This is a genomic window from Halomonas sp. B23F22_10, from assembly GCF_043496975.1.
GTDB classification, from domain to species: domain Bacteria; phylum Pseudomonadota; class Gammaproteobacteria; order Pseudomonadales; family Halomonadaceae; genus Halomonas; species Halomonas smyrnensis.
On the sequence record NZ_JBIEKF010000004.1, the window covers coordinates 137,798 to 161,870 of the forward strand.

Below are 24,073 nucleotides of genomic sequence, written 5' to 3' on the forward strand. Positions count from 1 at the left end.
GATCTAGAAGATGGCTTCGTAGGCGCCGGTGCCCTCGGAGCCGCTTTCCTGCTCGACGGCCTGATCGACGCGCCGGGGCTGGTAGCTGGGCAGATGGTCGGCGCGGAAGATCTCCTCGATGCCGCCGGACTGGTCGTCGTGCAGCAGGCGGCCGGAATCCGGGTCGACCCGGCGGCTGACCACGCCCTCCGGGCGCTCGGGCCAGTGCTCCGGGGTCCCGTCCAGGGCCTTGCCCATGAAGTCGACCCAGATCGGCAGGGCGGCCTGCGAGCCGTATTCCGCGGTCGAGCTGTTGTCGTCCTTGCCGACCCACACGGTGGCGGCGAGCTCGGTGTTGAAGCCGGCGAACCAGGCGTCGCGCTGCTCGTTGGTGGTGCCGGTCTTGCCGACGATGTCGCTGCGGTTGAGGGCCAGGGCGCGGCGAGCGGTGCCGCGCTCGACCACGTCGCGCAGCATGTCGCGGATCAGGTAGGCGGCCTCCGCCTCGACCACGCGCGGCGCGACCCGATAGGTCTTGCCGTCACGCTCGACGGTCTCCTGGTCGGCGGCGCACTCGCGGCAGGCCACGATGGGATCGGCTTCCTGCACCACGGTCTGCGCCTCGCCGCTGGTGATCTTCTCGATCAGCCAGGGTTCGATGGCGAAGCCGCCGTTGGACAGCACCGCGTAGCCGCGGGTCATCTCCAGCGGCGTCAGGCTGGTGGTGCCGAGCGCCAGCGACAGGCCATGGGGCAGTCGCTCGGGGTGGAAACCGAAGTTCTCGAGGAAGCCGATGGTGCGGTCGAGCCCCAGGGTCTGCAGCAGGCGGATGGTGACCAGGTTGCGCGAGCGGGCGAGGCCGACGCGCAGGCGGGTCGGGCCGAGGAAGTCGCCGCTGGAGTTGTTGGGGCGCCACAGTTCGCTGCTGCCGTCCTCCATCACCACCGGGGCGTCGTTGATGATGGTGGCGGGATTCACCTCGCCGCTGTTCAGGCCGGCCAGGTAGATGAAGGGCTTGAAGATCGAGCCCGCCTGGCGGCGCGCCTGGAGCGCGCGATTGAACTTGCTGGCGTCATAGTCGAAGCCGCCCTGCAGGGCCAGGATGGCGCCGGTGTCGGGATCGAGCACCACCAGCGAGCCCTGGGCATCGGGCTGCTGGGAGAGGCGCCAGCTGCCGTCCTCGCGCTGCAGCACGCGGACCAGATCGCCGGGGCTGGCGATGTCGGCGGCGGAGTCCGGCGCCGCGCCGCGATAGCGGGCGTTGCGATAGGGCTGGGCCCAGTCGAGGCCGTCCCAGGCAATGGTGCGGACCTCGCCGCCGCGGGCCAGCACGCGCATCTCGCGGCCCTCGGTGGAGGCGACGATGGCCGGCTCCAGCGGGCCCAGCACCGGCGTGCGCTCCAGCACCTGTAGCCAGTTGCTGACGTCGCCGTCGATGCCCTCGACCTCGGTCTGGCTGCGCTCGGCGGCCTGGCGGGCGGTGCTCATCACCTCGGGAGACTCGGCCAGCTCTTCCTCGAGCCCCTCGGGGTCGGTGTTCTCCTGGGCTTCCGCCAGGCTGCGCGGAATGTCGCTCTGCTCGGCGCCGCGCCAGCCGTGGCGGGTGTCGTAGGCGATCAGGCCGCTGGCCAGCGCCTGGCGCGCCTGGGGCTGCAGCTCGCTGTCCAGGGTGGTGGTGATGCGATAGCCGCCGGTGTAGGCGTCGTCGAAGCGGTCGACGGCGTACTGGCGGGCCATCTCGGCCACATAGTCGGCGGTGACCTCGGCCTTGGTCTGATGGCGGCTGGCGGTGATCGGCGCCTGGACGGCCTCGTCGTAGGCGGCCTGGTCGATGTAGCCGAGGTCGCGCATGCGGAACAGGATCCAGTTGCGGCGGATCAGCGCGCGTTCGGCGTTGGCCAGCGGGTTGAAGGCGGAGGGGGCCTTGGGCAGGCCGGCGATCATCGCCTGCTGGGCCAGGCTCAGCTCGTCGAGCGGCTTGTCGTAGTAGACCTCGGCGGCGGCGGCGATGCCGTAGGCGCGATGGCCGAGGAAGATCTTGTTGACGTAGAGCTCGAGGATCTCCTGCTTGCTGAGGATCTGCTCCATCTGCAGCGCCAGCAGGATCTCGCGGATCTTGCGGGTGAAGGTCTGGTCCAGGGTGAGCAGATAGTTGCGCGCCACCTGCATGGTGATGGTGGAGCCACCGGACTGGATGTTGCCGCCGCTGCCGACCAGTTCCACCGCGGCGCGGGCCAGGCCCTTGGGGTCGACGCCGTGGTGGTCGAAGTAGGAGGCGTCCTCGGCGGCCATCAGCGCATCGATCATGCCCTGCGGGATCTCCTCGAAGTCCACCGGCTGACGACGCTCCTCGCCGTACTCGCCGATCAGCTTGCCGTCACGGGTGAAGATGCGCAGCGGCGTCTGCAGTTCGAAATCCTGCAGCTGCCGGACATCGGGCAGCCCGGGGGCGAAGTAGAGGGCGGCCCCCGCCACGGCCAGCACCGAGGCGGTGGACAGCGAGACCAGCAGCCAGAATGCCGAAAAGGTCAGGGTTCTGATGAACTTCATGAAAACGCGGTATCCATGCTGTGAACGAGTGCGAAGCGGCGGGGGCGAACGAGGGTACAGATGCGCCGGCCATTATAGGAAGCCGTCAGCGCGACCACCAGCGTTGACGTCTGGCGACACCCGTTCGTGTGAGATCAGGAAAATTCATGTAGCCTCGAATTACAGGATAAGCATGATGACAGCTGGTATCAGTTGCTGATGCCGGCGCCATACTATTATGAGCGGTTTAACGCAGGTATTCAGTCGGGAGCATGACCTAGATGCGAATCGGGGCAACCGGCAAGGGGCTCATCGGGGTCGATATCACGTCGGCCACCGTCAAGCTGATCGAACTCAAGTGGGTCGGCGGGACCTATCGCATCGAGAGCTACGCCGTGCGTCCGCTGCGCGAAGGCGCCGTGGTGGAGCGGCGTATCCGCGACATGGATGCGGTGGTCGATGCGCTCAAGCGCGTGGTGGACCACGCCAAGCCGACCAGTCGGCGCGTCTCGGTGGCCGTGCCGGCCAGCGCGGCGATCACCAAGACGCTAATGCTGCCGGCGACGCTCTCCGACGACGAGATCGAGACTCGCATCCAGCTCGACTCCGACAAGCACATTCCCTTTCCGTTCAGTGAAGTGGCCTTCGACTTCCAGCGGCTCGGCCTCAACGATCGCTACGGCGATCAGCAGGACGTGCTGCTCGTCGCCTGTCGTCAGCAGGATGTCAGCCAGCTGACCGAGGCGGTCAGCCAGGTGGGGCTGACGCCGTCCATGGTGGACGTCGAGACCTTCGCCATGGAACGCGCCTACACCGAGCTGGCGACCCAGCTGCCGGCCGGCGGCGCCGAGGATGGCGGCGTGGCCCTGGTGGATATCGGGGCCAACATGAACGCCTTCCACGTGCTGCGCGACGGGCGGATCACCTACAGCCGCGACACCGTCTTCGGCGGTCGGGCGCTGACCGAGGAGATCCGCAACCGCTACGGGCTGAGCCTCGAGGAGGCCGGCCTGGCCAAGAAGCGCGGCGGGCTGCCGGACGACTACCGCCGCAGCGTGCTCGATCCCTTCCTCGATACCCTGGTGCAACAGATCGGGCGCTCGCTGCAGCTCTACTACACGGCCGGCCGCAAGCAGGAGGTGCATCGCATGATCCTGGCCGGCGGCACCGGCGTGCTGCCGGGGCTCGCCGACCGCCTGGCGGCGGAAACCGGGATGAAGGTGGTGATCGCCAATCCCTTCCGGCGCATGAAGATGAGCTCGCGGGTCGACGTGCAGACCCTGTCCGGCGATGCGCCGGCCATGCTGACGGCCTGTGGGCTGGCGATGAGGGCGCGCGGATGACCATCGAGATCAATCTTCTGCCCTGGCGCGAGGCGCGGCGCCAGCGGCGCAGCAAGCGCTTCTACCTGGCCCTGGGGCTGGTCGCCCTGGTCGGCCTGGGCAGTGGCTACGCCGTGACCGGGTACTACGCGCAGCAGCTGACGACCCAGCAGCAGCGACACGCGCTGATCCGCCAGCGCACCGCGGAGCTGGATCGCGATATTCGCACCGTCAGCGAATACGAGGCGCGGCTCGAGACCCTGGAACGACGCATCGCGGTGCTGCAGGAACTGCAGGCCGAGCGTCCCCAGACCGTGCATGTCTTCAATGCCCTGACGGCCAGCCTCGAGGAGGGCGTGTACTACGCCGACCTCCAGCGCCAGGGCGACCGCCTGCGCCTGACCGGCCTGGCCGAGGACAATCGCCGCGTCTCGGCCCAGCTGCGGGCCCTCGAGGCCTCGCCGGTGCTCGACGTGCCGGTGCTCTCCGAGGTGGAGGCCGAGGAGGGCGCGCGCCGCTTCGATCTCAGCGTCGGCCAGCACATGCCGGGCACCGCGAACGACACCGGGAGCGACACCGGGAACAAGGAGGTGGCGCCATGAACCTCGCGACCGAATGGCGGCGCCTGAAGGACGTGGAGCCGGGCGAGCTGGACATCAAGGAGGCCGGCGGCTGGCCCTTCCTGCTGCAGCTGATCTGCTGCCTGCTGATGGTCGGGCTGACCTTCGCCGGTCTCTACTGGTATCTGGCGGCGCCCAAGGCCCAGGAGCTGGAGGGCGCGCGGCAGGAAGAGACGCGCCTGCTGCGGGACTATCGCAGCAAGGCGGCTCAGGCGGCCCACCTGCCGATGCTGCGCGAGCAGGTGGAGACGCTGGACGGGCGCCTGGACGTGCTGGTGGGCATGCTGCCGAGCGGCCCCGAGATTCCGTCGCTGATCGACGACATCAGCGAGTCGGCCATCGATAGTCAGCTGGTCATCGACGCCATTCGCCTGCGCACCTCCGTCGAGCGGGAGTTCTACGTCGAGCACCCGTTCGATATCCAGGTCCGCGGCGATTACCACCGCATCGGCTCCTTCCTCGCCGCCGTCGCCGATCTGCCACGCATCGTGACCCAGCACGACTTCACGCTCGAGCCGACCGAGGGCGGGCGGCTCGAGCTGTCGATGCTGGCGCGGACCTACAGCTATCGGCCGCCGGAAGCGGCCTCCGACGAGGAGGAGGCGCCATGAAGAGCTGGGGGCATGGCCTGGCGCTGCTGGGGATGGTGCTGTCGCTCGGCGCCTGCCGGGACGCCGATACCGGCGATCTCGAGCAGCAACTGGCCTCGCTGCGGGCCGATCCCGGCGAGCTGGCGCTCGAGCCGCTGCCGCCGATGCCGGTCTATCACTCCGTGGACTACCGCTTCGCCGACCAGCGCAGTCCCTTTCAGGTGCGGCTGCCGGAGAGTCGCACCCTGCCGGAGGGCGACGTCGACCTGGCGCCGGACGCGTCGCGGCCGCGGGAGCCGCTGGAGGCCTATGATCTCGGCCAGCTGGACCTGGTGGGCACGCTCACCGTGGGCGGCGCCCCCTCGGCGCTGGTGCGGGCGCCGGACGGCAACGTGCATCGGCTTCGCGTCGGCGACCACATGGGCTCGGATTTCGGACGCATCGTCGACATCACCGCCGCCTCGGTGCAGCTGGTGGAGATCGTGCCCACCGGACGCGGCGGCTGGATCGAACGCAGCACCCAGCTAGCGCTGGACGGCTAGACAACACGCGCAAGCCCGCCCGGAGACGGCGGGGCCTGGAGGGGAAAGGGAACCATGAAAACGACGATGCGAGCTCTCGCGGCCCTGGCCATGCTGGTGGTGTCCACCTCGGTCATGGCGGCCTCGACGCTGACCGGCCTGGACTACCGTCAGGGGGCCGGCGGTGCCCTGGTGGTCGACCTGTCCTTCGACGGCGGCGTGCCCGAGGTGCGCGGCTATCGCCTCGATGAGCCGGCGCGGCTGACCATCGATCTGATCGAGACCCGCAGCGCCCTGGAGCGCCGTCGCCAGGAGCTGGGCGTCGGGGGTGTCGAGCGGGTCACGGCCCTGGAGGCGGGCAGCCGCACGCGCCTGGTGTTCGACCTGGAAGGGCCGCTGCCCTACGACACCGTCCAGCAGGGCGATCGCCTGCGGCTGTCGATCGGCGGCAGCGTCGCGTCGTCCGCGCCCGAGGCCGCCGGCGGCTCGGCCGCGGGCTCGTCCGTCTCCGCGTCGACGGCGGCCGTGGCCGGCCCGAGCATCACCGACATCGACTTCCGGCGCGGCGAGGACGGCGCCGGACGCGTGGTGGTGTCCTTCGATCGCGGCGGCGTGGATGCGCGCGTCAGCGAGAGCGGGCGCTCCGACATCGTCGCGCGGCTGAGCGGTGTGCGCCTGCCGGCCTCCCTCGACCAGGTCTATGACGTCACCGATTTCGGCACGCCGCTGCGCCGCATCACGCCGCGGGCCGGCCGTGACGGCGTCACGCTCGACATCCAGGGCAGCGGCGACTTCGCCATGCTGTCGACCCAGAGTGGCCGTCGGCTGACGATCTCGGCCCAGCCGGTCACGCCGCAGCAGCGCGAGCAACAGGCGCGCGAGCAGTTTTCCTACACCGGCGATCGCATCACCCTCAACTTCCAGGACATCGAGGTGCGTTCGGTGCTGGCGATCATCGCCGACTTCACCGGGTTGAACCTGGTGGCCAGCGACAGCGTCACCGGCCGCGTCACCCTCAATCTGCAGGACGTGCCCTGGGATCAGGCGCTGGATCTGGTGCTCAAGAGTCACGGCCTGGCCAGTCGGCAGGAGGGTAACGTCATCGTGGTGGCGCCGGCCGAGGAGCTGGCGGCCCGGGAGCAGCTGGAGCTGCAGACCCGCGAGCAGCTGGAAACGCTGGCGCCGCTGGAGACCGAGTACATCCAGGTCAAGTACGCCAAGGCCGACGATCTGGCGCAGCTGCTGCGCGGCGAGGGCGGCTTCGGGCTTTTGACCGAGCGCGGCCGCGTCGCCGTGGATCCGCGCACCAACACCCTGCTGCTGCAGGATACCGCCGACCAGATCAGCAACATCATGGATACCCTGGAGCGCCTCGACGTGGCGGTGCGTCAGGTGCAGATCGAGGCGCGGATCGTGATCGCCCGAGACAGCGCCACCCGCGAGCTGGGGGTCAGCTGGGGGCTGTCCAACAATGAGGGTGGCTCGCCCAACGGTCTCAACGCCGGCGGCGCCTCGTCCGGGGTCGCCGACAACGGCGGGCTGTCCGTGGATCTGGGGGACGAGCTGAATCCGTCCACGGCCTTCAGCTTCGGCTATCTCTCCGGCGACGTGCTGCTCGATCTGGAGCTGCGCGCGCTGGAGAGCGAAGGCAAGAGCCAGACCATCTCCCAGCCGCGGGTGATCACCGCCAACCAGAGCACCGCGATCATCAAGCAGGGCACCGAGATTCCCTATCAGGAGTCGACCTCGAGCGGGGCGACCGATACCGAGTTCAAGGAGGCGGTGCTGTCGCTGGAGGTGACGCCGCAGATCACGCCGGACAACCGCATCATCATGGATCTGGCGATCAACAATGACACCGTCGCCGATCAGTCCTTCAATGGCGCCCCGGCCATCGACACCAACGAGATCATGACCCAGGTGCTGGTGGACAACGGCGAAACCGTGGTGCTCGGCGGCATCCTGACCACCGAACAGGTGCGCAGCCTGTTCAAGACGCCCTTCCTGGGCGACATCCCGGTGCTCGGAAACCTCTTCCGCTATACCGAGGACTCCAACGATAAGGTAGAGTTGCTGGTATTCATCACGCCCCGAATACTGGATGACAACCTGGCCATTCGCTGATGCCGGCACTACCCAATCTGATTTTGATCGGCCCCATGGGGGCCGGAAAGAGCACCATCGGCCGCCTTCTGGCGGCCGAGCTGTCCCGAGACTTCCACGACAGCGATCATGAGATTCAGGATCGCTGCGGCGCCGATATCCCGTGGATCTTCGACGTCGAGGGCGAGGCGGGCTTCCGCGAGCGCGAGACCCAGATGATCGATGAGCTGTCGGCGCTGGAGGGCGTGGTCATCGCCACCGGCGGCGGCGCGGTGCTGCGCGAGGAGAACCGGCGCATGCTGCGCGACAGCGGCACGGTGATCTATCTCTACACCACCGTCGAGCAGCAGCTGCGGCGCACCGCCAAGGATCGCAATCGTCCGCTGCTGCAGCGCGATGACAAGGCCGAGCTGCTGGAGCAGATGTTCGCGCAGCGCGATCCGCTGTACCGGGCCACCGCCGATGTGGTGGTGCGCACCGATCGTCGCGGCCCGCGCGCCGTGGTCAACGAGATCGTGCGCCGCGTGGAGCGCCTGATCGACCCCCTGCACTGCAAGGCATGAACATGACGCGATCCAACGATGCCCGGCGCACCCTGACGGTGTCCCTGGGCGAGCGCAGCTATCCCATTCATATCGGCCCCGGGCTGCTGGGCGATCCGCACTGGCTGCGGCCGCATCTCGCCGGCCGCCAGGTGATGATCGTTACCAACGAGACGGTGGCCCCGCTCTATCTGGAGCGGCTCAAGGCCGGCCTGGACGACGACCTGACGGTGCGCGAGGTGGTGCTGCCGGACGGCGAGGCGACCAAGACCCTGGCCAGCGTCGAGCGCATCTGGGATGCCCTGCTCGAGGCCGGCTTCAACCGGCGCTGCACTCTGGTGGCGCTGGGCGGTGGCGTGATCGGCGACATGGCGGGTTACGCCGCGGCCTGCTACCAGCGCGGCGTGGCCTTCGTGCAGGTGCCGACCACGCTGCTGTCCCAGGTGGATTCCTCGGTGGGCGGCAAGACCGGCGTCAACCATCCCCGCGGCAAGAACATGATCGGTGCCTTCTGGCAGCCCCGGGCGGTGCTGATCGATACCGACACCCTCTCGACCCTGCCGCCCCGCGAGCTGTCCGCCGGCCTCGCCGAGGTCATCAAGTACGGGCTGATCCGCGACGCCGACTTCCTGGCCTGGCTGGAGGCGAGCATGGCGGCGCTGCGCACGCTCGATGCCGAGGCCCTGGCCTGGGCCATCGAGCGCAGCTGCGGCCTCAAGGCCGAGATCGTCGCCGAGGACGAGACCGAGCAGGGCGTGAGGGCGCTGCTCAACCTGGGGCATACCTTCGGGCACGCCATCGAGACGCATCAGGGCTATGGTCGCTGGCTGCACGGCGAGGCCGTCGGTACCGGCATGCTGCTGGCCGCCGAGCTGTCGCAGCGGCTGGGCTGGCTGTCCGGCGAGGAGGTGGCGCGGACCCGGGGCGTGCTGGCGGCGGCCGAGCTGCCGCTGGCGGCGCCGGCGGACATGGGCGTCGACGACTTCCTGTCGATCATGCGTCTCGACAAGAAGAATCTCGACGACCGGCTGCGGCTGATCCTGTTGCGGCGACTCGGCGACGCCTGCATCCATGACGAGACGCCGCCCGAGACCCTGGCGGCCCTGCTGGAGGCCTTTCCCCGGCAGTGATCGCTCGCTCTGGTCATGTCACACGATCAACGCCCGCTGCTTCCGGCAGCGGGCGTTGTCGTTTCCGAGGGTGTGGGTGATGCCTTCGCGGGTGAAATGCGTGAATCTGTATGCGGTATGCAGTATCGGTATGGGGCTCAAGCGCCATTTTAGACTAAAGTCTAATGCATGGGTCGCGGTGATAATGCGTTGGGTCGGTCGTGTGCAACTCGTTGAGTTAGCGTGGTTTTTTCGTTGAGGGTTGCGACAAGTCGCGGATTTGTCGAAGGTTTTTGGCGCCCTGAGGATGGCGTGGCATTGCGCGGCCGAGGGGGGGTGGCTATTCTGTGGAACCTTTTGCCGCGCAGTTTCGATGCCGCGAATCGGGCATCAAATAAAAAGAAAAACCTTCAATCATACCATAAAAAACTGCGAATAAAACTCTTTCGATACCTGAGGCACGCCCATGAACAGAGGTCTTCATCAACCCGGCGAGTTTCGTGACAACTGCGGGTTCGGTCTGATCGCCCACATGGAGGGGCAGGCCAGTCACGATCTGCTGCAGACGGCCATCGAGTCGCTGACCTGCATGACCCACCGCGGCGGCATCGCCGCCGACGGCAAGACCGGCGACGGCTGCGGCCTGCTGCTGAAGATGCCCGAGGGCTTCATGCGCGCCGTGGCCAAGGAATCGCTCGGCGTCGAGCTGGGCAGTCGCTTCGCGGTGGGGTCGATCTTCCTGCCCGACGACGACGCCCGTGAGGCCGCCGCCCGCGCGACCCTCGAGCGTGAGCTCGAGGCCCGTGGCCTGACCGTTCAGGGCTGGCGCGACGTGCCGGTCGATCCGAGCGTCTGCGGCCCCATGGCGCTGGACTGCCTGCCGCGCATCCGCCAGCTGTTCGTCGAGCCCGGCGACACCGCCGCGGACACCTTCGACGTCGAGCTCTTCATGGCCCGTCGCCGCGCCGAGCAGGCGCTGCGCGACGACGAGGACTTCTACGTCAGTTCGCTGTCCTCCGAGGTCGTCTCCTACAAGGGCCTGGTGATGCCGGTCGACCTGCCGGCCTTCTACCGCGACCTGGGTGACGAGCGACTGGAGACCGCCATCTGCGTCTTCCACCAGCGCTTCTCCACCAACACCGCGCCGCGCTGGCCGCTGGCCCAGCCGTTCCGCCTGATGGCCCACAACGGCGAGATCAACACCATCGAGGCCAACCGCGGCTGGGCGAACTCCCGCAAGGAGAACTTCGTCAGCGAGCGCCTGCCCGACATCGCCGAGCTCGACGAGATCGTCAATACCACCGGCTCCGACTCCTCGAGCATGGACAACATGCTGGAAGTGCTGCTGACCGGCGGCATGGAGCTGCATCGCGCGGTGCGCATGATGGTGCCGCCGGCCTGGCAGAACGTCGAGATCATGGACGGCGACCTGCGCGCCTTCTACGAATACAACTCCATGCACATGGAGCCTTGGGATGGCCCGGCCGGCGTGGTGATGACCGATGGCCGTCAGGCGGTCTGCATGCTAGACCGCAACGGCCTGCGTCCGGCGCGCTGGGTGATCACCAAGAACGGCTATATCACCCTGGCCTCCGAGATCGGCACCTACGACTACAAGCCGGAGGACGTGGTGGCCAAGGGGCGCGTCGGCCCGGGCCAGATCCTGGCCGTGGATACCCAGACCGGCGAGGTCCTGCACACCCAGGACATCGACTCGCGTCTCAAGTCGGCCTATCCCTACAAGCGCTGGCTGAAGCAGGAAGCCAACTATCTGGAGTCGGCGCTGACCGAGCTGGCCCGCTTCCAGAACATGAATGCCGAGACCCTGGCGGTGCGCCAGAAGATGTTCCAGGTCAGCTTCGAGGAGCGTGACCAGGTGCTGCGTCCGCTGGCCGAGAGCGGCCAGGAGGCGGTCGGCTCCATGGGCGACGACACCCCCATGGCGGTGCTGTCCGGCAAGCAGCGCCTGCTGACCGACTACTTCCGGCAGAAGTTCGCCCAGGTCACCAACCCGGCCATCGACCCGCTGCGCGAGTCGATCGTGATGTCGCTGGAGAGCTGCATCGGCGCCGAGCTCAATGTCTTCGAGGCGACTCCGGATCACGCCCACCGTCTGGTGCTGACCACCCCGGTGCTGTCGCCGCGCAAGTTCACCGCCCTGGTGAACCATGAAGACCCGGCCTTCAACAGCCACACGCTGTCGCTGGCCTACGATCCCGAGACCATCGGGCTCAAGGGGGCGCTGCAGGCGCTGTGCGACGAGGCCGCCCAGGCCGCCCGCGACGGCAAGGTGCTGCTGGTGCTGTCCGACGCCGAGGTGGCGAAGGGCCAGCTGCCGATTCACGCCGCCCTGGCGGTCGGTGCCGTGCACCATCATCTCGGCCGGCTGGCGCTGCGCCCGCGAGTCAACCTGATCGTCGAGACCGGCTATGCCCGCGACGCCCACCAGATGGCGGTGCTGTTCGGCGTCGGCGCCACCGCGGTCTATCCGTGGCTGGCCTATCAGGTCATGGCCGACATGCATCGCACCGGCGAGCTGGTCGGCAACCCGGCCGACGCCCGCGAGAACTATCGCAAGGGGCTGCAGAAGGGGCTGTTCAAGATCCTGTCCAAGATGGGCATCTCGACCCTGGCCTCCTATCGCGGCTCCCAGCTGTTCGAGGCGGTGGGCCTGGCCTCCGAGGTCATGGACCTGTGCTTCACCGGTATGGCCTCACGCATCGAGGGCACCGGCTTCGCCGAGCTGCAGCTGCAGCAGGAGCTGAGGGCCAAGGACGCCTGGTCGCCGCGCAAGAGCATCTCCCACGGCGGCCTGATGAAGTACGTCCACGGCCACGAGTACCACGCCTACAATCCGGACGTGGTCAAGGCCCTGCAGGAAGCGGTGCAGGAGGGCGATTACGCCAAATGGAAGACATTCGCGGGCCTGGTCAACGACCGCGAGCCGGCCACCATCCGCGACCTGCTGCGCCTCAAGCCCGCCGAGACGGCGCTGCCGCTGGACGAGATCGAGCCGGTCGAGGACCTGCTGCCACGCTTCGACAGTGCCGGCATGTCGCTGGGCGCCCTGTCGCCGGAGGCCCACGAGGCCCTGGCGCAGGCGATGAACGAGGCCGGCGGTCGCTCCAACTCCGGCGAGGGCGGCGAGGATCCGGCGCGCTACGGCACCGTCCGCAGCTCCAAGATCAAGCAGATCGCCTCCGGTCGCTTCGGCGTCACGCCGGCCTATCTGGCCAACGCCGAGGTGCTGCAGATCAAGGTGGCCCAGGGCGCCAAGCCCGGCGAGGGCGGCCAGCTGCCCGGTGGCAAGGTCAACGGCCTGATCGCCCGGCTGCGCTACGCGGTGCCCGGCGTGACCCTGATCTCGCCGCCGCCGCACCACGACATCTACTCCATCGAGGACCTGGCGCAGCTCATCTTCGACCTCAAGCAGGTCAATCCGAGCGCCCAGGTGTCGGTGAAGCTGGTCTCCGAGCCCGGTATCGGCACCATCGCCACCGGCGTGGCCAAGGCCTATGCCGACCTGATCACGGTGTCCGGCTATGACGGCGGCACCGCGGCCAGCCCGCTGACTTCCATCAAGCACGCCGGCAGCCCCTGGGAGCTCGGCCTGCCCGAGGTCCATCAGGCGCTGCGCATCAACGGGCTGCGCGACAAGATCCGCCTGCAGACCGACGGCGGCCTGAAGACCGGCCTCGACGTGATCAAGGCGGCGATCCTCGGCGCCGAGAGCTTCGGCTTCGGTACCGCCCCGATGGTCGCCCTGGGCTGCAAGTATCTTCGAATCTGCCACCTCAACAACTGCGCGACCGGCGTGGCCACCCAGCATCAGGCCCTGCGCGACGAGCACTTCCGCGGCACCGTCGACATGGTCAAGCACTACTTCCGCTTCATCGCCGAGGAGGTACGCGAGCTGATGGCCCTGCTGGGCGTGCGTCAGCTCACCGAGCTGATCGGCCGCACCGATCTGCTCGAGGCGATCGAGGGCGTGACGGACTCTCAGCGTCGTCTGGACCTGTCGCCGCTGATGACCAACGACTTCGTGCCCGCCGAGGCGCCGCAGTTCTGTCAGGTCAGCCGCAACGTGCCCCACGATCCGGGCGCCAAGAACCAGGAGGTGCTCGAGGCGCTCGAGTCGGCCATCGAGCACAAGTCCGGCGGTGAGTTCGACTTCACGATCACCAACTGCGACCGCTCCGTCGGCGCGCTGATCTCCGGCACCATCGCCAAGCAGCACGGTGAGGCGGGCCTCGAGGATGCGCCGCTGACCGTGCGCTTCAACGGCGTGGCCGGCCAGAGCTTCGGCGTGTGGAACGCCCGCGGCCTCAACCTCTACCTCGAGGGCGACGCCAACGACTACGTCGGCAAGGGCATGAACGGCGGCAAGGTGGTCATCGTGCCGCCCCGCGACAGCGGCTTCGAGAGCCACAAGACGGCGATCATCGGCAACACCTGCCTGTACGGGGCCACCGGCGGCACGCTGTACGCCGCGGGGACCGCCGGCGAGCGCTTCGGGGTGCGTAATTCCGGCGCCCGGGCGGTGATCGAGGGTGCCGGCGACCACTGCTGCGAGTACATGACCGGCGGCCTGGTCACCGTGCTCGGCGAGGTCGGCGTCAACTTCGGTGCCGGCATGACCGGCGGCTTCGCCTACGTGCTGGACGAGGACCGCAGCTTCGTCGACAAGTACAACCATGAACTGGTGGAAATCCACCGCGTCAACACCGAGGCCATGGAGGCCCATCGGCGACACCTGAGGGAAATCATCGAGGAATACGTCGCGGAGACCGGCTCCCGGCGCGGTCACGACATCCTCGAGGACTTCAGCGACTTCATCCGCCATTTCTGGCTGGTGAAGCCCAAGGCGGCGAGTCTCGCCAGCCTGCTGGATGAATCCCGTCGGCGTCCCGAGTAAGCCTGGAGAGAGGAGCGAGTAACATGGCCAACCGTTTGAACAACGACTTCCAGTTCATCGACGTGGGTCGCCAGGACCCCGAGAAGAAGGCGGCGTCGACGCGGGCGAAGCAGTTCGCCGAGATCTACGAGCCGTTCCAGCCGCAGGACGCCGCGACCCAGGCACATCGGTGCCTGCACTGCGGCAATCCCTACTGCGAGTGGAAGTGCCCGGTTCACAACTACATTCCCAACTGGCTGCAGCTGGTCAGCGAGGGCAACATCCTGGAGGCCGCCGAGCTCTCCCACCGCACCAACTCGCTGCCCGAGGTGTGCGGCCGGGTGTGCCCGCAGGATCGCCTGTGCGAGGGCGACTGCACCCTCAATGACGGCTTCGGCGCGGTGACCATCGGTTCGGTGGAGAAGTACATCACCGACACCGCCTTCGCCATGGGCTGGCGCCCGGACATGTCCCGGGTCACCTGGACCGACAAGAAGGTGGCGATCATCGGCGCCGGCCCGGCCGGCCTCGGCTGCGCGGACATCCTGGTGCGCAACGGCGTCAAGCCGGTGGTGTTCGACAAGAATCCCGAGATCGGCGGCCTGCTGACCTTCGGCATCCCCGAGTTCAAGCTCGAGAAGACCGTCATGGAGCGTCGTCGCGCCGTCTTCGAGGAGATGGGCGTCGAGTTCTGCCTGGGCGTGGAGATCGGCCAGGACATGCCGTTCGACAGGCTGCTCGCCGAGTACGACGCGGTGTTCCTCGGCATGGGCACCTACAAGTATATGGAAGGCGGCTTCCCGGGCGAGGATCTGCCGGGCGTGCACAAGGCGCTCGACTACCTGATCGCCAACGTGAACCATTGCCTGGGCTTCGAGAAGGATCCGGCGGACTACGTCTCGCTGGAAGGCCAGAAGGTCGTGGTCCTCGGCGGCGGCGATACCGCCATGGACTGCAACCGCACCGCCATCCGCCAGGGCGCCGAGGCGGTGACCTGTGCCTATCGTCGCGACGAGGACAACATGCCCGGGTCGCGCAAGGAAGTGGCCAACGCCCGCGAGGAAGGCGTCGAGTTCCTGTTCAACCGCCAGCCGGTGGCGGTGGTCGGCGAGGACAGGGTCGAGGGCGTGAAGGTCGTGCGCACTCGCCTCGGCGAGCCCGACGAGAACGGTCGCCAGCGTCCCGAGGTGGTGCCGGGCTCCGAGGAAGTGGTGCCGGCCGACGCCGTGGTCATCGCCTTCGGCTTCCAGCCGAGCCCGGCGCCCTGGTTCGAGACCGTGGGCATCCAGGTCGACGAGAAGGGGCGGGTCAAGGCGCCGGAGCAGGGGGCCTACGCCTTCCAGACCACCAACGAGAAGATCTTCGCCGGTGGTGACATGGTGCGCGGCTCCGACCTGGTGGTCACCGCCGTGTACGAGGGGCGCCAGGCCGGCGAGGGCATCCTCGACTACCTGGACGTCTAGGCGCCGAGCGACGCTCGATCGGCCAACCCCGAGGCGCCGGCCTCGGGGTTTTTCGTTGCCGGTGGGGCGGGAGGCGGCCGGCGCGCAGCCCAAATTGAGCCGGGGAACGCTCTCTGCTATCCTGTCGTCCCATCCTGGCGCGGCTTCCTGCCGGGCCTACCGATCACGTTTCGACAGGTTCTCCATGACACGATATATCTTCGTGACCGGCGGCGTTGTGTCCTCTCTCGGCAAGGGCATCGCGTCGGCCTCGCTGGCGGCGATTCTCGAGGCACGGGGCCTCAAGGTCACCATGCTCAAGCTCGATCCCTACATCAATGTGGATCCGGGCACCATGAGTCCCTTCCAGCATGGCGAGGTGTTCGTCACCGAGGATGGGGCGGAAACCGACCTGGACCTCGGCCACTACGAGCGTTTCATCCGCACGAAGATGAGCCAGGCCAACAACTTCACCACCGGGCGCGTCTACGAGCACGTGCTGCGCAAGGAGCGCCGCGGCGACTACCTGGGCGGCACCGTGCAGGTGATTCCGCACATCACCGACGAGATCAAGCACCGCGTCTATGAAGGCGGCAAGGACGCCGACGTGGCGCTGGTCGAGATCGGTGGCACCGTGGGCGACATCGAGTCGCTGCCGTTCCTCGAATCGATCCGTCAGATTCGCAGCGAGCTGGGCGCGAGCCGGGCGATCTTCATGCACCTGACCCTGGTGCCCTACATCCAGACCGCCGGCGAGACCAAGACCAAGCCGACCCAGCACAGCGTCAAGGAGCTGCGCTCGATCGGTATCCAGCCGGATATCCTGATCTGCCGCAGTGAGGTCGAGCTCGAGGAGACCGAGCGCCGCAAGATCGCGCTGTTCACCAACGTCGAGGAGCGGGCGGTCATTCCGCTGCAGGACGCCGATACCATCTATCGCATTCCGCTGATGCTCCACGAGCATGGCCTCGACGAGTTCGTCTGCGACAAGCTGCGCCTGGAGGCCGGCGAGGCCGACCTGACCGAGTGGATCCGCGTGCTCGACGCCAAGCTCAATCCGCTCAAGTCGATCAACATCGCCATGGTCGGCAAGTACATGGAGCTGCTCGACGCCTACAAGTCGCTCAACGAGGCGCTGGTGCACGCCGGCATCCAGAGCCGCGTGAAGGTCAACATCGACTACATCGACTCCGAGGACATCGAGCGTCATGGCCCGGAGCGCCTGGCCGGCAAGGACGCCATCCTGGTGCCCGGCGGCTTCGGCGAGCGCGGCGTGGAAGGCAAGATCGAAACGGCCCGCTTCGCCCGCGAGAACGACATCCCGTATCTCGGCATCTGCCTCGGCATGCAGGTCGCGGTGATCGAGTTCGCCCGCCACGTGGCCGGCTGGAGCGACGCCAACTCCACCGAGTTCACCCACGACACCCAGCACCCGGTGGTGGGCCTGATCACCGAGTGGCTGAGCCCGGAAGGCAAGATCGAGCTGCGTGACGAGGCCTCCGATCTGGGCGGCACCATGCGCCTGGGCGGTCAGGTCTGCCATCTGGCGGCCGGCTCCAGGGCTCGCGAGGCCTATGGCAACGAGGAAATCGTCGAGCGTCACCGTCACCGCTACGAGGTCAACGACCAGTTCGTCGCCGACCTCGAGCAGGCCGGCCTGGTGGTCTCCGGTCGCAGCGTCGACCGTTCGCTGGTGGAGATGGTCGAGCTGCCCGATCATCCCTGGTTCGTGGCCTGCCAGTTCCATCCGGAGTTCACCTCCACGCCGCGTGACGGCCATCCGCTGTTCACCGGCTTCGTGAACGCGGCGCTGGAACAGAAGGCGGCGCGCACCCGCGCCCAGAGCACCCCACAGGAGTGAGCGTCATGTCCGTCCCGGAACGCCTGATCGACATTGCCGGCCTCCGGGTCGGCAATGACCAGCCGCTGACGCTGTTTGGCGGCATGAACGTGCTGGAATCCCGCGAGCTGGCCCTCGAGGTGGCCGAGGCCTACGTCGAGGTCACCGGCCGGCTCGGCATGCCGTACGTGTTCAAGGCCAGCTTCGACAAGGCCAACCGCAGCTCCATCCATTCCTTCCGCGGCCCCGGTCTCGACCGGGGGCTCGAGATCCTCGCCGAGGTGAAGGAACGCTTCGGCGTGCCGATCATCACCGACGTGCACGAGCCCTGGCAGGCGGCCCCCGCCGCCGAAGTGGCCGACGTCATCCAGCTGCCGGCCTTCCTTGCCCGCCAGACCGATCTGGTGGTGGCGATGGCCGAGACCGACGCGGCGATCAACATCAAGAAGCCCCAGTTCCTGGCGCCTCACGAGATGCGCCACATCCTGCGCAAGTGCGAGGAGGCCGGCAACGACCGGCTGATCCTGTGCGAGCGCGGCACCAGCTTCGGCTACAACAACCTGGTGGTCGACATGCTCGGCTTCGGCGAGATGAAGGAGACCGGCTACCCGCTGCTGTTCGACGTCACCCACGCCCTGCAGCGCCCGGGTGGTCGCTCCGACAGTGCCGACGGGCGTCGCGCCCAGGTCGCCGAGCTGGCCCGTGCCGGCGTGGCCGTGGGGCTCGCCGGGGTGTTCCTGGAGTCCCACCCGGACCCGGACAACGCCAAGTGCGACGGCCCCTGCGCCCTGCCGCTCGATCGTCTCGAGCCCTTCCTGTCCCAGCTCAAGGCGCTCGACGAGCTGGTCAAGGGCTTCGCGCCGCTCGAGATTTCCTGACCCCAACGCTGACTCACTCACGCTGACTCATAAGGACGAGACAACATGACCAAGATCGTCGATGTTCGCGCCCTCGAGGTGCTCGATTCCCGCGGCAATCCCACCGTTCAGGCCGAGGTGCGGCTGGAGAGCGGTGCCGTGGGCACGGCCTGTGCCCCCAGCGGAGCCTCCACCGGTTCCCGCGAGGCCCTCGAGCTGCGTGATGGCGACAAGTCCCGCTATCTGGGCAAGGGTGTGTTGAAGGCCGTGGAGGCCGCCAACGGCGTCATCCGCGAGCGTCTGGTCGGCATGGACGCGCGTGACCAGCGTGCCCTGGACGAGGCCATGCTCGAGCTCGACGGCACCGACAACAAGGCCACCCTGGGCGCCAACGCCATCCTCGCGGTGTCGCTGGCCGCCGCCAAGGCCGCGGCCAACGCCAAGGGCACGCCGCTCTACGCCCACATCGCCGAGCTCTACGGTCAGCCGAGCCGGTTCCGCATGCCGGTGCCGATGATGAACATCCTCAACGGCGGCGAGCATGCCGACAACAACGTCGACATCCAGGAGTTCATGATCCAGCCGGTGGGCGCGCCGAGCTTCCGCGAAGGCCTGCGCATGGGCGCCGAGATCTTCCACGCCCTGAAGAAGGTCCTCGCCGGCCGCGGCCTGTCCACCTCCGTGGGCGACGAGGGCGGCTTCGCGCCGAACCTGGCGTCCAACGCCGAGGCCCTGGCGGTGATCAAGCAGGCGGTGTCCGACGCCGGCTACGAGCTGGGTCGTGACATCACCCTGGCGCTGGACTGCGCCTCCTCCGAGTTCTACAAGGACGGCGTCTACGACCTCTCCGGCGAGGGCAAGCAGTACGACGCCGCCGGCTTCGCCGACTACCTGGCCGACCTCAGCGAGCAGTACCCGATCGTCTCCATCGAGGACGGCATGGACGAGTCCGACTGGGAGGGCTGGAAGGCGCTGACCGACAAGATCGGCGACAAGGTCCAGTTGGTCGGTGACGATCTCTTCGTCACCAATACCCGCATCCTCAAGCGCGGCATCGACGAGCAGATCGGCAACTCGATCCTGATCAAGTTCAACCAGATCGGTTCGCTGTCCGAGACCCTGGACGCGATCAGGATGGCTCAGGACGCCGGCTTCACCGCGGTGATCTCCCACCGCAGCGGCGAGACCGAGGACACCACCATCGCCGACCTGGCCGTGGGCACCGCCGCCGGTCAGATCAAGACCGGCTCGCTGTGCCGCTCCGATCGCGTCGCCAAGTACAACCGTCTGCTGGTGATCGAGCAGGAGCTCGGTGAGCGCGTCGACTACCCGGGCCTGAGCGCCATCAAGGGGCAGTGAGCGGCGCTCGTCGGTGGCCTTCGTGTAGGAGATCGCCTACACGGCGCTGACGAGATTCGTGACATTTTGCTCGGGAATACCGGCGCCCATCGGGCGCCGGTTTTTTTATGTCATTGTTATTGAAGGAAACTTTTCCTGTTTGTGCGCGAGAGGATAGTGCCCGGAGCGAGAGGGGGTGGTTGAGAACTCCTTCAGGGCTGACAGAATGGGCAGCGGGACAAGGGAGAGCGGAGTCTCTCCCGGCAGGACGCCACGGGATGCAGTCTCAAGCCGAGCCCGGTGTCGCAGGATGCGGTTTCCGGGCAGGGAAGGCTAGGAGTTCGAGCGGAGGGAGCCGCTCAAGGATGGCTAGGAGCGGGCGGTCTTCGGGCCGCCTTCTTTTGTCTGGATGTTCTCCTTCATCGCAGCACGAAACGACGACGCCGAATGTCGAGAGACATTCGGCGTCGTCGTTTCGTGCGCGCTATCTGGACGCGGCGTCCGAGGCTCAGCGCTCCAGCAGCTCGGCCTTGCCGGGCTTGCCGTCCCATTCCTCGGCGTCGGTCAGCGGGTCCTTCTTCTCGGCGATGTTCGGCCACGTCTCCGCCAGTTCGGCGTTGATCTCGATGAACTGTTCCTGTCCTTCCGGCAGCTCATCCTCGGAGAAGATCGCCTCGGCCGGGCACTCGGGCTCGCACAGCGCGCAGTCGATGCACTCGTCCGGGTGAATCACCAGGAAGTTGGGCCCCTCGTAGAAGCAGTCCACCGGGCAGACCTCGACACAGTCGGTGTACTTGCACTTGATGCAGTTCTCGGTGACGACGAATGTCATGCCAGTCTCCCTTCCTCGGCCGGGGCGCGCCGCGGCCAGTCGGTCTTGAATGTCGAATTAGGTTATAAAAACTTTTGCTTTTATAATAAGTGGAACTTGATCGGACCATTTTAGTCGGCCCGCCATGCTGCCCGCAAGCCATGGCGTGTCAAGTCGATGACGATCGCACTTGCTCGCCGTCGGCGTCCCGCCCTACAGGCTCTGCTGCCACTGATACAGCCATTCCAGCGCCTGGCGCGGGCTCAGCTCGTCCAGCGCCAGCCCCGAGAGGCTCTCCACCACCGGATGCGGCGCGCTGGCGAACAGGTCGTTCTGCTGGGGCGCGGTGTCGGCGTCGTTCGATGCGCTCGGCGTGCGCTGGCCCTGGTCGACCTCCTGCTGCTCCAGGGTGGCGAGCTTCTCCCGGGCCCGGGCGATCACGCCCTGGGGCACGCCGGCCAGCTGGGCGACCTGCAGGCCGTAGCTCTGGCTGGCCGGGCCGTCTTCCACCCGGTGCATGAAGACGATGCCGTCGCGATGCTCCGCCGCCGTCAGGTGCACGTTGGCCACCCCGGCGGCCTGCTCGGGCAGCGCGGTCATCTCGAAATAGTGGGTGGCGAACAGCGTGAAGGCACGGGTGCGGGTCAGGTGCTCGGCGCTGGCCCAGGCCAGCGACAGGCCGTCGAAGGTGCTGGTGCCGCGGCCGATCTCGTCCATCAGCACCAGGCTGTGGTCGGTGGCGTTGTGCAGGATGTTGGCGGTCTCGGTCATCTCCACCATGAAGGTCGAGCGGCCGCCGGCCAGGTCGTCGGAGGAGCCGATGCGGGTGAAGATGCGATCCACCGGGCCGATGCTCGCGCTGTCGGCCGGCACGAAGCTGCCGGTGTGGGCGAGCAGGGTGATCAGCGCCGCCTGGCGCATGTAGGTGGACTTGCCGCCCATGTTGGGGCCGGTGATCACCAGCATGCGCCGCTCGTCGTCCATCACCATGTCGTTGGGCACGAAGGGCGCCTCGCTGACCCGCTCGACCACCGGGTGGCGGCCGCCGCGGATGTCGAGGCCCGGCGCCTCCGGCAGCGCCGGGCGGACCAGGTCCAGCGAGCGGGCGCGTTCGGCCAGCGCGGCCAGCACGTCCAGCGCGGCCAGCGAGCGGCCGGTGGCCTGCAGTGGCGCCAGCTCGGCGTTGAGGTCGTCGAGCAGGCCGTCGTAGAGCAGCTTCTCCCGGGCCAGGGCGCGGGACTTGGCCGACAGCGCCTTGTCCTCGAACTCCTTGAGCTCGGGGATGATGAAGCGCTCGGCGTTCTTCAGCGTCTGGCGGCGGATGTAGTCCACCGGCGCCTCGCGGGCCTGGGCGCGGGGGATCTCGATGTAGTAGCCGTGGACACGGTTGTAGCCGACCTTGAGGCCGGAGAGCCCGGTGCGCTCGCGCTCGCGGGTCTCGAGCTGCACCAGGTAGTCGCCGGCGTGCTCGGCCAGGCCGCGATGCTCGTCGAGCTCGGCGTCGAAGCCCTCGGCGATCACGCCGCCGTCGCGGATCACCACCGGCGGGTTCTCGACCAGCGCGCGGCTCAGGGTATCGGCGAGCGCGGGATAGGGGCGGATATGGCGCTTGAGCTCGTCCAGCGCGGTGCCGTCGTCGTACTCGGCGAGCTCGGCCTCGAGGTCGGGCAGCGCCGCCAGGGCGTCGCGCAGCCGGGCGAGGTCGCGGGGGCGGGCGCTGTACAGCGCCACCCGGGCCAGGATGCGCTCCACGTCGCCGATCGCCTTGAGCGTCTCGCCCAGCGGCAGGTAGCCGTCGCGGTCGAGCAGGGCGGCCACGGCGGCCTGGCGGGCGCCGACCTGGTCGCGGTCGCGCAGCGGGCGGTTGAGCCAGCGCTTGAGCAGCCGCGAGCCCATGGCGGTGGCGGTGGTGTCGAGCACGCTGGCCAGGGTGTTGTCGCTGCCGCCGCCCAGGTTGATGTCGATCTCCAGGTTACGGCGGCTGGCGGCGTCGATCACCACGGCGTCGTCGCGGCTCTCCACGCCGATGGCGGTGACGTGGGGCAGCTGCGAGCGCTGGGTGTCGCGGGCGTAGTCGATCAGCACCCCGGCGGCGGTGAGCGCGGCCTCCAGGTGGGCGCAGCCGAAGCCGCGCAGGTCCTGCACGGTGAACTGGTCGCACAGGGTGCGGGTGGCCGATTCCAGATCGAACAGCCAGTCGCTCTGGCGGCGCAGGCCGCGACGCTCCTCGAGCGACGGCGGCAGGCTCAGGCCGTCGGCCACCAGCAGCTCGGCCGGATCGAGGCGGGTCAGCTCGGCCAGCATCTCGGACTCGCCTTCCACCTCGAGCACGCTGAAGCGCCCGCTGGAGAGCTCCAGCCAGGCCAGTCCCCAGCGCTCGCCGGTCGGGTGGATCGCCACCACCAGGTTGTCGCGGCGGGCGTCGAGCAGCGCCTCGTCGTAGAGGGTGCCGGGCGTGACGATGCGCACCACCTTGCGCTCCACCGGGCCCTTGGCGGCGGCCGGGTCGCCCATCTGCTCGCAGATGGCCACCGACTCGCCGGCGGCGACCAGGCGCGCCAGGTAGCCCTCGGCGCTGTGATAGGGCACGCCGGCCATGGGAATCGGCTGCCCGGCCGACTGGCCGCGCTGGGTCAGGGTGATGTCCAGCAGCGCCGCGGCGCGCTTGGCGTCGTCGAAGAAGAGTTCGTAGAAGTCGCCCATGCGGTAGAACAGCAGCACCTGGGGGTGCTCGCGCTTGATCTTCAGATACTGGGCCATCATCGGCGTGTGCGGCTTGGTGCTGGCCTGTGACATGGGCTTCCCTGGCTGGCGGTGGAGACGGTGAGAAACGCGGATGTCGAGATGGCGTGAGGTGCCATGCATCTCGCGGACAAAGCCAGTATTCTACGCCCAAGGATGGCCTTCGTCAGGGCCATCAAGACAACCTCGGAGCCAGCGTTGCCGTCGTTGCGGCGATCTGTCCCCGGCGCCCGCGCACGCGCATCGTGATCCGTGGCGACCGGCCGCATGCGAGAATTGGAGAGAAGCCGATGTCCGTATCGCCCGAGACGCGCCGTCTCGCCGAGCGCCTCGGCGCGCTGTGCCGCGAGCGCGGCGCGAGCGTCGCCACCGCCGAGTCCTGCACCGGCGGCGGGGTGGCGAATGCCATCACCGAGATCGCCGGCAGCTCGGACTACTTCGAGACCGGCTACGTGACCTATTCCAACGCCGCCAAGACGCGCCTGCTGGGCGTGCCCGAGCCACTGCTCGAGCGCTGCGGCGCGGTCAGCCACGAGGTGGTCGAGGCCATGGTGGCCGGCGCCTGCACCGAGAGCGGTGCCGATCTGGCCGTGGCCATCAGCGGCGTGGCCGGCCCCGGCGGCGGCAGCGCCGACAAGCCGGTGGGCACGGTGTGGCTGGCCTGGGGCGCCCCGGGGCGGGTGCGCACCGAGCGTCGCCACTTCGCCGGCGAGCGCGATGCGGTGCGCGATCAGGCCGTGAACGTGGCCCTCCAGGGGCTGATCGCCGAGCTGGAAGACGGCTAGTCCGGCCTCGGTCGACGGGGGTGGTTCGGGGTGGCCGAGCGGCCGCTTT

16 protein-coding genes are annotated in these 24,073 nt (G+C 68.1%); 13 read left to right on the forward strand and 3 right to left on the reverse strand.

Going from position 1 to position 24,073, the window contains the following annotated elements; translation table 11 throughout:
• Window positions 1–3 precede the first annotated feature (3 nt).
• Window positions 4–2,529, reverse strand: coding sequence for a penicillin-binding protein 1A (locus ACGTNF_RS10445; protein ID WP_394601657.1), 2,526 nt, complete (start codon window positions 2,527–2,529; stop codon window positions 4–6).
• Window positions 2,530–2,789: 260 nt separating this feature from the next.
• Between ACGTNF_RS10445 and pilM the strand changes: the two genes are divergently transcribed.
• From pilM to eno, 12 genes are all read left to right on the forward strand, one after another.
• Window positions 2,790–3,851, forward strand: coding sequence for a type IV pilus assembly protein PilM (gene pilM / locus ACGTNF_RS10450; RefSeq protein ID WP_394601658.1), 1,062 nt, complete (start codon window positions 2,790–2,792; stop codon window positions 3,849–3,851).
• Complete coding sequence (locus ACGTNF_RS10455; protein ID WP_394601659.1) at window positions 3,848–4,432, forward strand: PilN domain-containing protein; 585 nt, start codon at window positions 3,848–3,850, stop codon at window positions 4,430–4,432. Before pilM ends, ACGTNF_RS10455 begins: the two co-directional genes overlap by 4 nt.
• On the forward strand, window positions 4,429–5,061 hold the full coding sequence (locus tag ACGTNF_RS10460; RefSeq protein ID WP_394601661.1) for a type IV pilus inner membrane component PilO: 633 nt from the start codon (window positions 4,429–4,431) through the stop codon (window positions 5,059–5,061). Before ACGTNF_RS10455 ends, ACGTNF_RS10460 begins: the two co-directional genes overlap by 4 nt.
• Window positions 5,058–5,582, forward strand: coding sequence for a pilus assembly protein PilP (locus ACGTNF_RS10465; protein ID WP_394601662.1), 525 nt, complete (start codon window positions 5,058–5,060; stop codon window positions 5,580–5,582). The genes ACGTNF_RS10460 and ACGTNF_RS10465 overlap by 4 nt, the downstream gene beginning before the upstream one ends.
• A 66-nt stretch (window positions 5,583–5,648) precedes the next feature.
• The gene (locus tag ACGTNF_RS10470; protein WP_394601664.1) at window positions 5,649–7,685 is read left to right on the forward strand and encodes a type IV pilus secretin PilQ; all 2,037 of its coding nucleotides are present in this window, start codon (window positions 5,649–5,651) and stop codon (window positions 7,683–7,685) included.
• Window positions 7,685–8,227 carry a shikimate kinase AroK gene (gene aroK / locus ACGTNF_RS10475; protein WP_026068246.1) on the forward strand — a complete coding sequence of 181 codons (543 nt, stop codon included), beginning with the start codon at window positions 7,685–7,687 and terminating at the stop codon, window positions 8,225–8,227. The genes ACGTNF_RS10470 and aroK overlap by 1 nt, the downstream gene beginning before the upstream one ends.
• A gap of 2 nt (window positions 8,228–8,229) precedes the next feature.
• Window positions 8,230–9,336, forward strand: a complete 1,107-nt coding sequence (gene aroB, locus ACGTNF_RS10480) for a 3-dehydroquinate synthase (RefSeq protein WP_394601666.1) — start codon at window positions 8,230–8,232, stop codon at window positions 9,334–9,336.
• A gap of 445 nt (window positions 9,337–9,781) precedes the next feature.
• Window positions 9,782–14,230, forward strand: a complete 4,449-nt coding sequence (gltB, locus tag ACGTNF_RS10485; protein WP_394601667.1) for a glutamate synthase large subunit — start codon at window positions 9,782–9,784, stop codon at window positions 14,228–14,230.
• Window positions 14,231–14,253: 23 nt separating this feature from the next.
• Window positions 14,254–15,672 carry a glutamate synthase small subunit GltD family protein gene (locus tag ACGTNF_RS10490; protein ID WP_394601668.1) on the forward strand — a complete coding sequence of 473 codons (1,419 nt, stop codon included), beginning with the start codon at window positions 14,254–14,256 and terminating at the stop codon, window positions 15,670–15,672.
• A gap of 184 nt (window positions 15,673–15,856) precedes the next feature.
• Entirely contained in the window at window positions 15,857–17,512 is a 1,656-nt protein-coding gene (gene pyrG / locus ACGTNF_RS10495; protein ID WP_394601669.1) for a CTP synthase, read from the forward strand.
• Between the two features lie 5 nt (window positions 17,513–17,517).
• Window positions 17,518–18,369: a 3-deoxy-8-phosphooctulonate synthase gene (kdsA, locus tag ACGTNF_RS10500; RefSeq protein WP_016853502.1), complete on the forward strand. Its 852-nt coding sequence runs from the start codon at window positions 17,518–17,520 to the stop codon at window positions 18,367–18,369.
• A gap of 45 nt (window positions 18,370–18,414) precedes the next feature.
• Window positions 18,415–19,707 (forward strand): phosphopyruvate hydratase, encoded by a 1,293-nt coding sequence (eno, locus tag ACGTNF_RS10505; RefSeq protein ID WP_394601670.1) that lies wholly within the window; start codon window positions 18,415–18,417, stop codon window positions 19,705–19,707.
• A 487-nt stretch (window positions 19,708–20,194) separates the two neighbouring features.
• On the opposite strand, the gene fdxA is transcribed toward eno, so the two are convergent.
• Together fdxA and mutS are read right to left on the reverse strand one after the other, a co-directional pair.
• Window positions 20,195–20,518 (reverse strand): ferredoxin FdxA, encoded by a 324-nt coding sequence (gene fdxA, locus ACGTNF_RS10510; RefSeq protein ID WP_394601671.1) that lies wholly within the window; start codon window positions 20,516–20,518, stop codon window positions 20,195–20,197.
• A 192-nt stretch (window positions 20,519–20,710) separates the two neighbouring features.
• On the reverse strand, window positions 20,711–23,293 hold the full coding sequence (gene mutS, locus ACGTNF_RS10515; RefSeq protein WP_394601672.1) for a DNA mismatch repair protein MutS: 2,583 nt from the start codon (window positions 23,291–23,293) through the stop codon (window positions 20,711–20,713).
• Window positions 23,294–23,529: 236 nt separating this feature from the next.
• Between mutS and ACGTNF_RS10520 the strand changes: the two genes are divergently transcribed.
• A complete protein-coding gene (locus ACGTNF_RS10520) occupies window positions 23,530–24,024 on the forward strand; it encodes a CinA family protein (protein ID WP_394601675.1) in 495 nt (164 codons plus the stop codon).
• Window positions 24,025–24,073: the final 49 nt, after the last annotated feature.

Excerpts from the sequence above, each read along its gene's own strand:
- ACGTNF_RS10445 (WP_394601657.1), bottom strand. The coding sequence starts at position 2,529 with ATGAAGTTCATCAGAACCCTGACCTTTTCGGCATTCTGGCTGCTGGTC.
- pilM (WP_394601658.1), top strand. The coding sequence starts at position 2,790 with ATGCGAATCGGGGCAACCGGCAAGGGGCTCATCGGGGTCGATATCACG.
- ACGTNF_RS10455 (WP_394601659.1), top strand. The coding sequence starts at position 3,848 with ATGACCATCGAGATCAATCTTCTGCCCTGGCGCGAGGCGCGGCGCCAG.
- ACGTNF_RS10460 (WP_394601661.1), top strand. The coding sequence starts at position 4,429 with ATGAACCTCGCGACCGAATGGCGGCGCCTGAAGGACGTGGAGCCGGGC.
- ACGTNF_RS10465 (WP_394601662.1), top strand. The coding sequence starts at position 5,058 with ATGAAGAGCTGGGGGCATGGCCTGGCGCTGCTGGGGATGGTGCTGTCG.
- ACGTNF_RS10470 (WP_394601664.1), top strand. The coding sequence starts at position 5,649 with ATGCGAGCTCTCGCGGCCCTGGCCATGCTGGTGGTGTCCACCTCGGTC.
- aroK (WP_026068246.1), top strand. The coding sequence starts at position 7,685 with ATGCCGGCACTACCCAATCTGATTTTGATCGGCCCCATGGGGGCCGGA.
- aroB (WP_394601666.1), top strand. The coding sequence starts at position 8,230 with ATGACGCGATCCAACGATGCCCGGCGCACCCTGACGGTGTCCCTGGGC.
- gltB (WP_394601667.1), top strand. The coding sequence starts at position 9,782 with ATGAACAGAGGTCTTCATCAACCCGGCGAGTTTCGTGACAACTGCGGG.
- ACGTNF_RS10490 (WP_394601668.1), top strand. The coding sequence starts at position 14,254 with ATGGCCAACCGTTTGAACAACGACTTCCAGTTCATCGACGTGGGTCGC.
- pyrG (WP_394601669.1), top strand. The coding sequence starts at position 15,857 with ATGACACGATATATCTTCGTGACCGGCGGCGTTGTGTCCTCTCTCGGC.
- kdsA (WP_016853502.1), top strand. The coding sequence starts at position 17,518 with ATGTCCGTCCCGGAACGCCTGATCGACATTGCCGGCCTCCGGGTCGGC.
- eno (WP_394601670.1), top strand. The coding sequence starts at position 18,415 with ATGACCAAGATCGTCGATGTTCGCGCCCTCGAGGTGCTCGATTCCCGC.
- fdxA (WP_394601671.1), bottom strand. The coding sequence starts at position 20,518 with ATGACATTCGTCGTCACCGAGAACTGCATCAAGTGCAAGTACACCGAC.
- mutS (WP_394601672.1), bottom strand. The coding sequence starts at position 23,293 with ATGTCACAGGCCAGCACCAAGCCGCACACGCCGATGATGGCCCAGTAT.
- ACGTNF_RS10520 (WP_394601675.1), top strand. The coding sequence starts at position 23,530 with ATGTCCGTATCGCCCGAGACGCGCCGTCTCGCCGAGCGCCTCGGCGCG.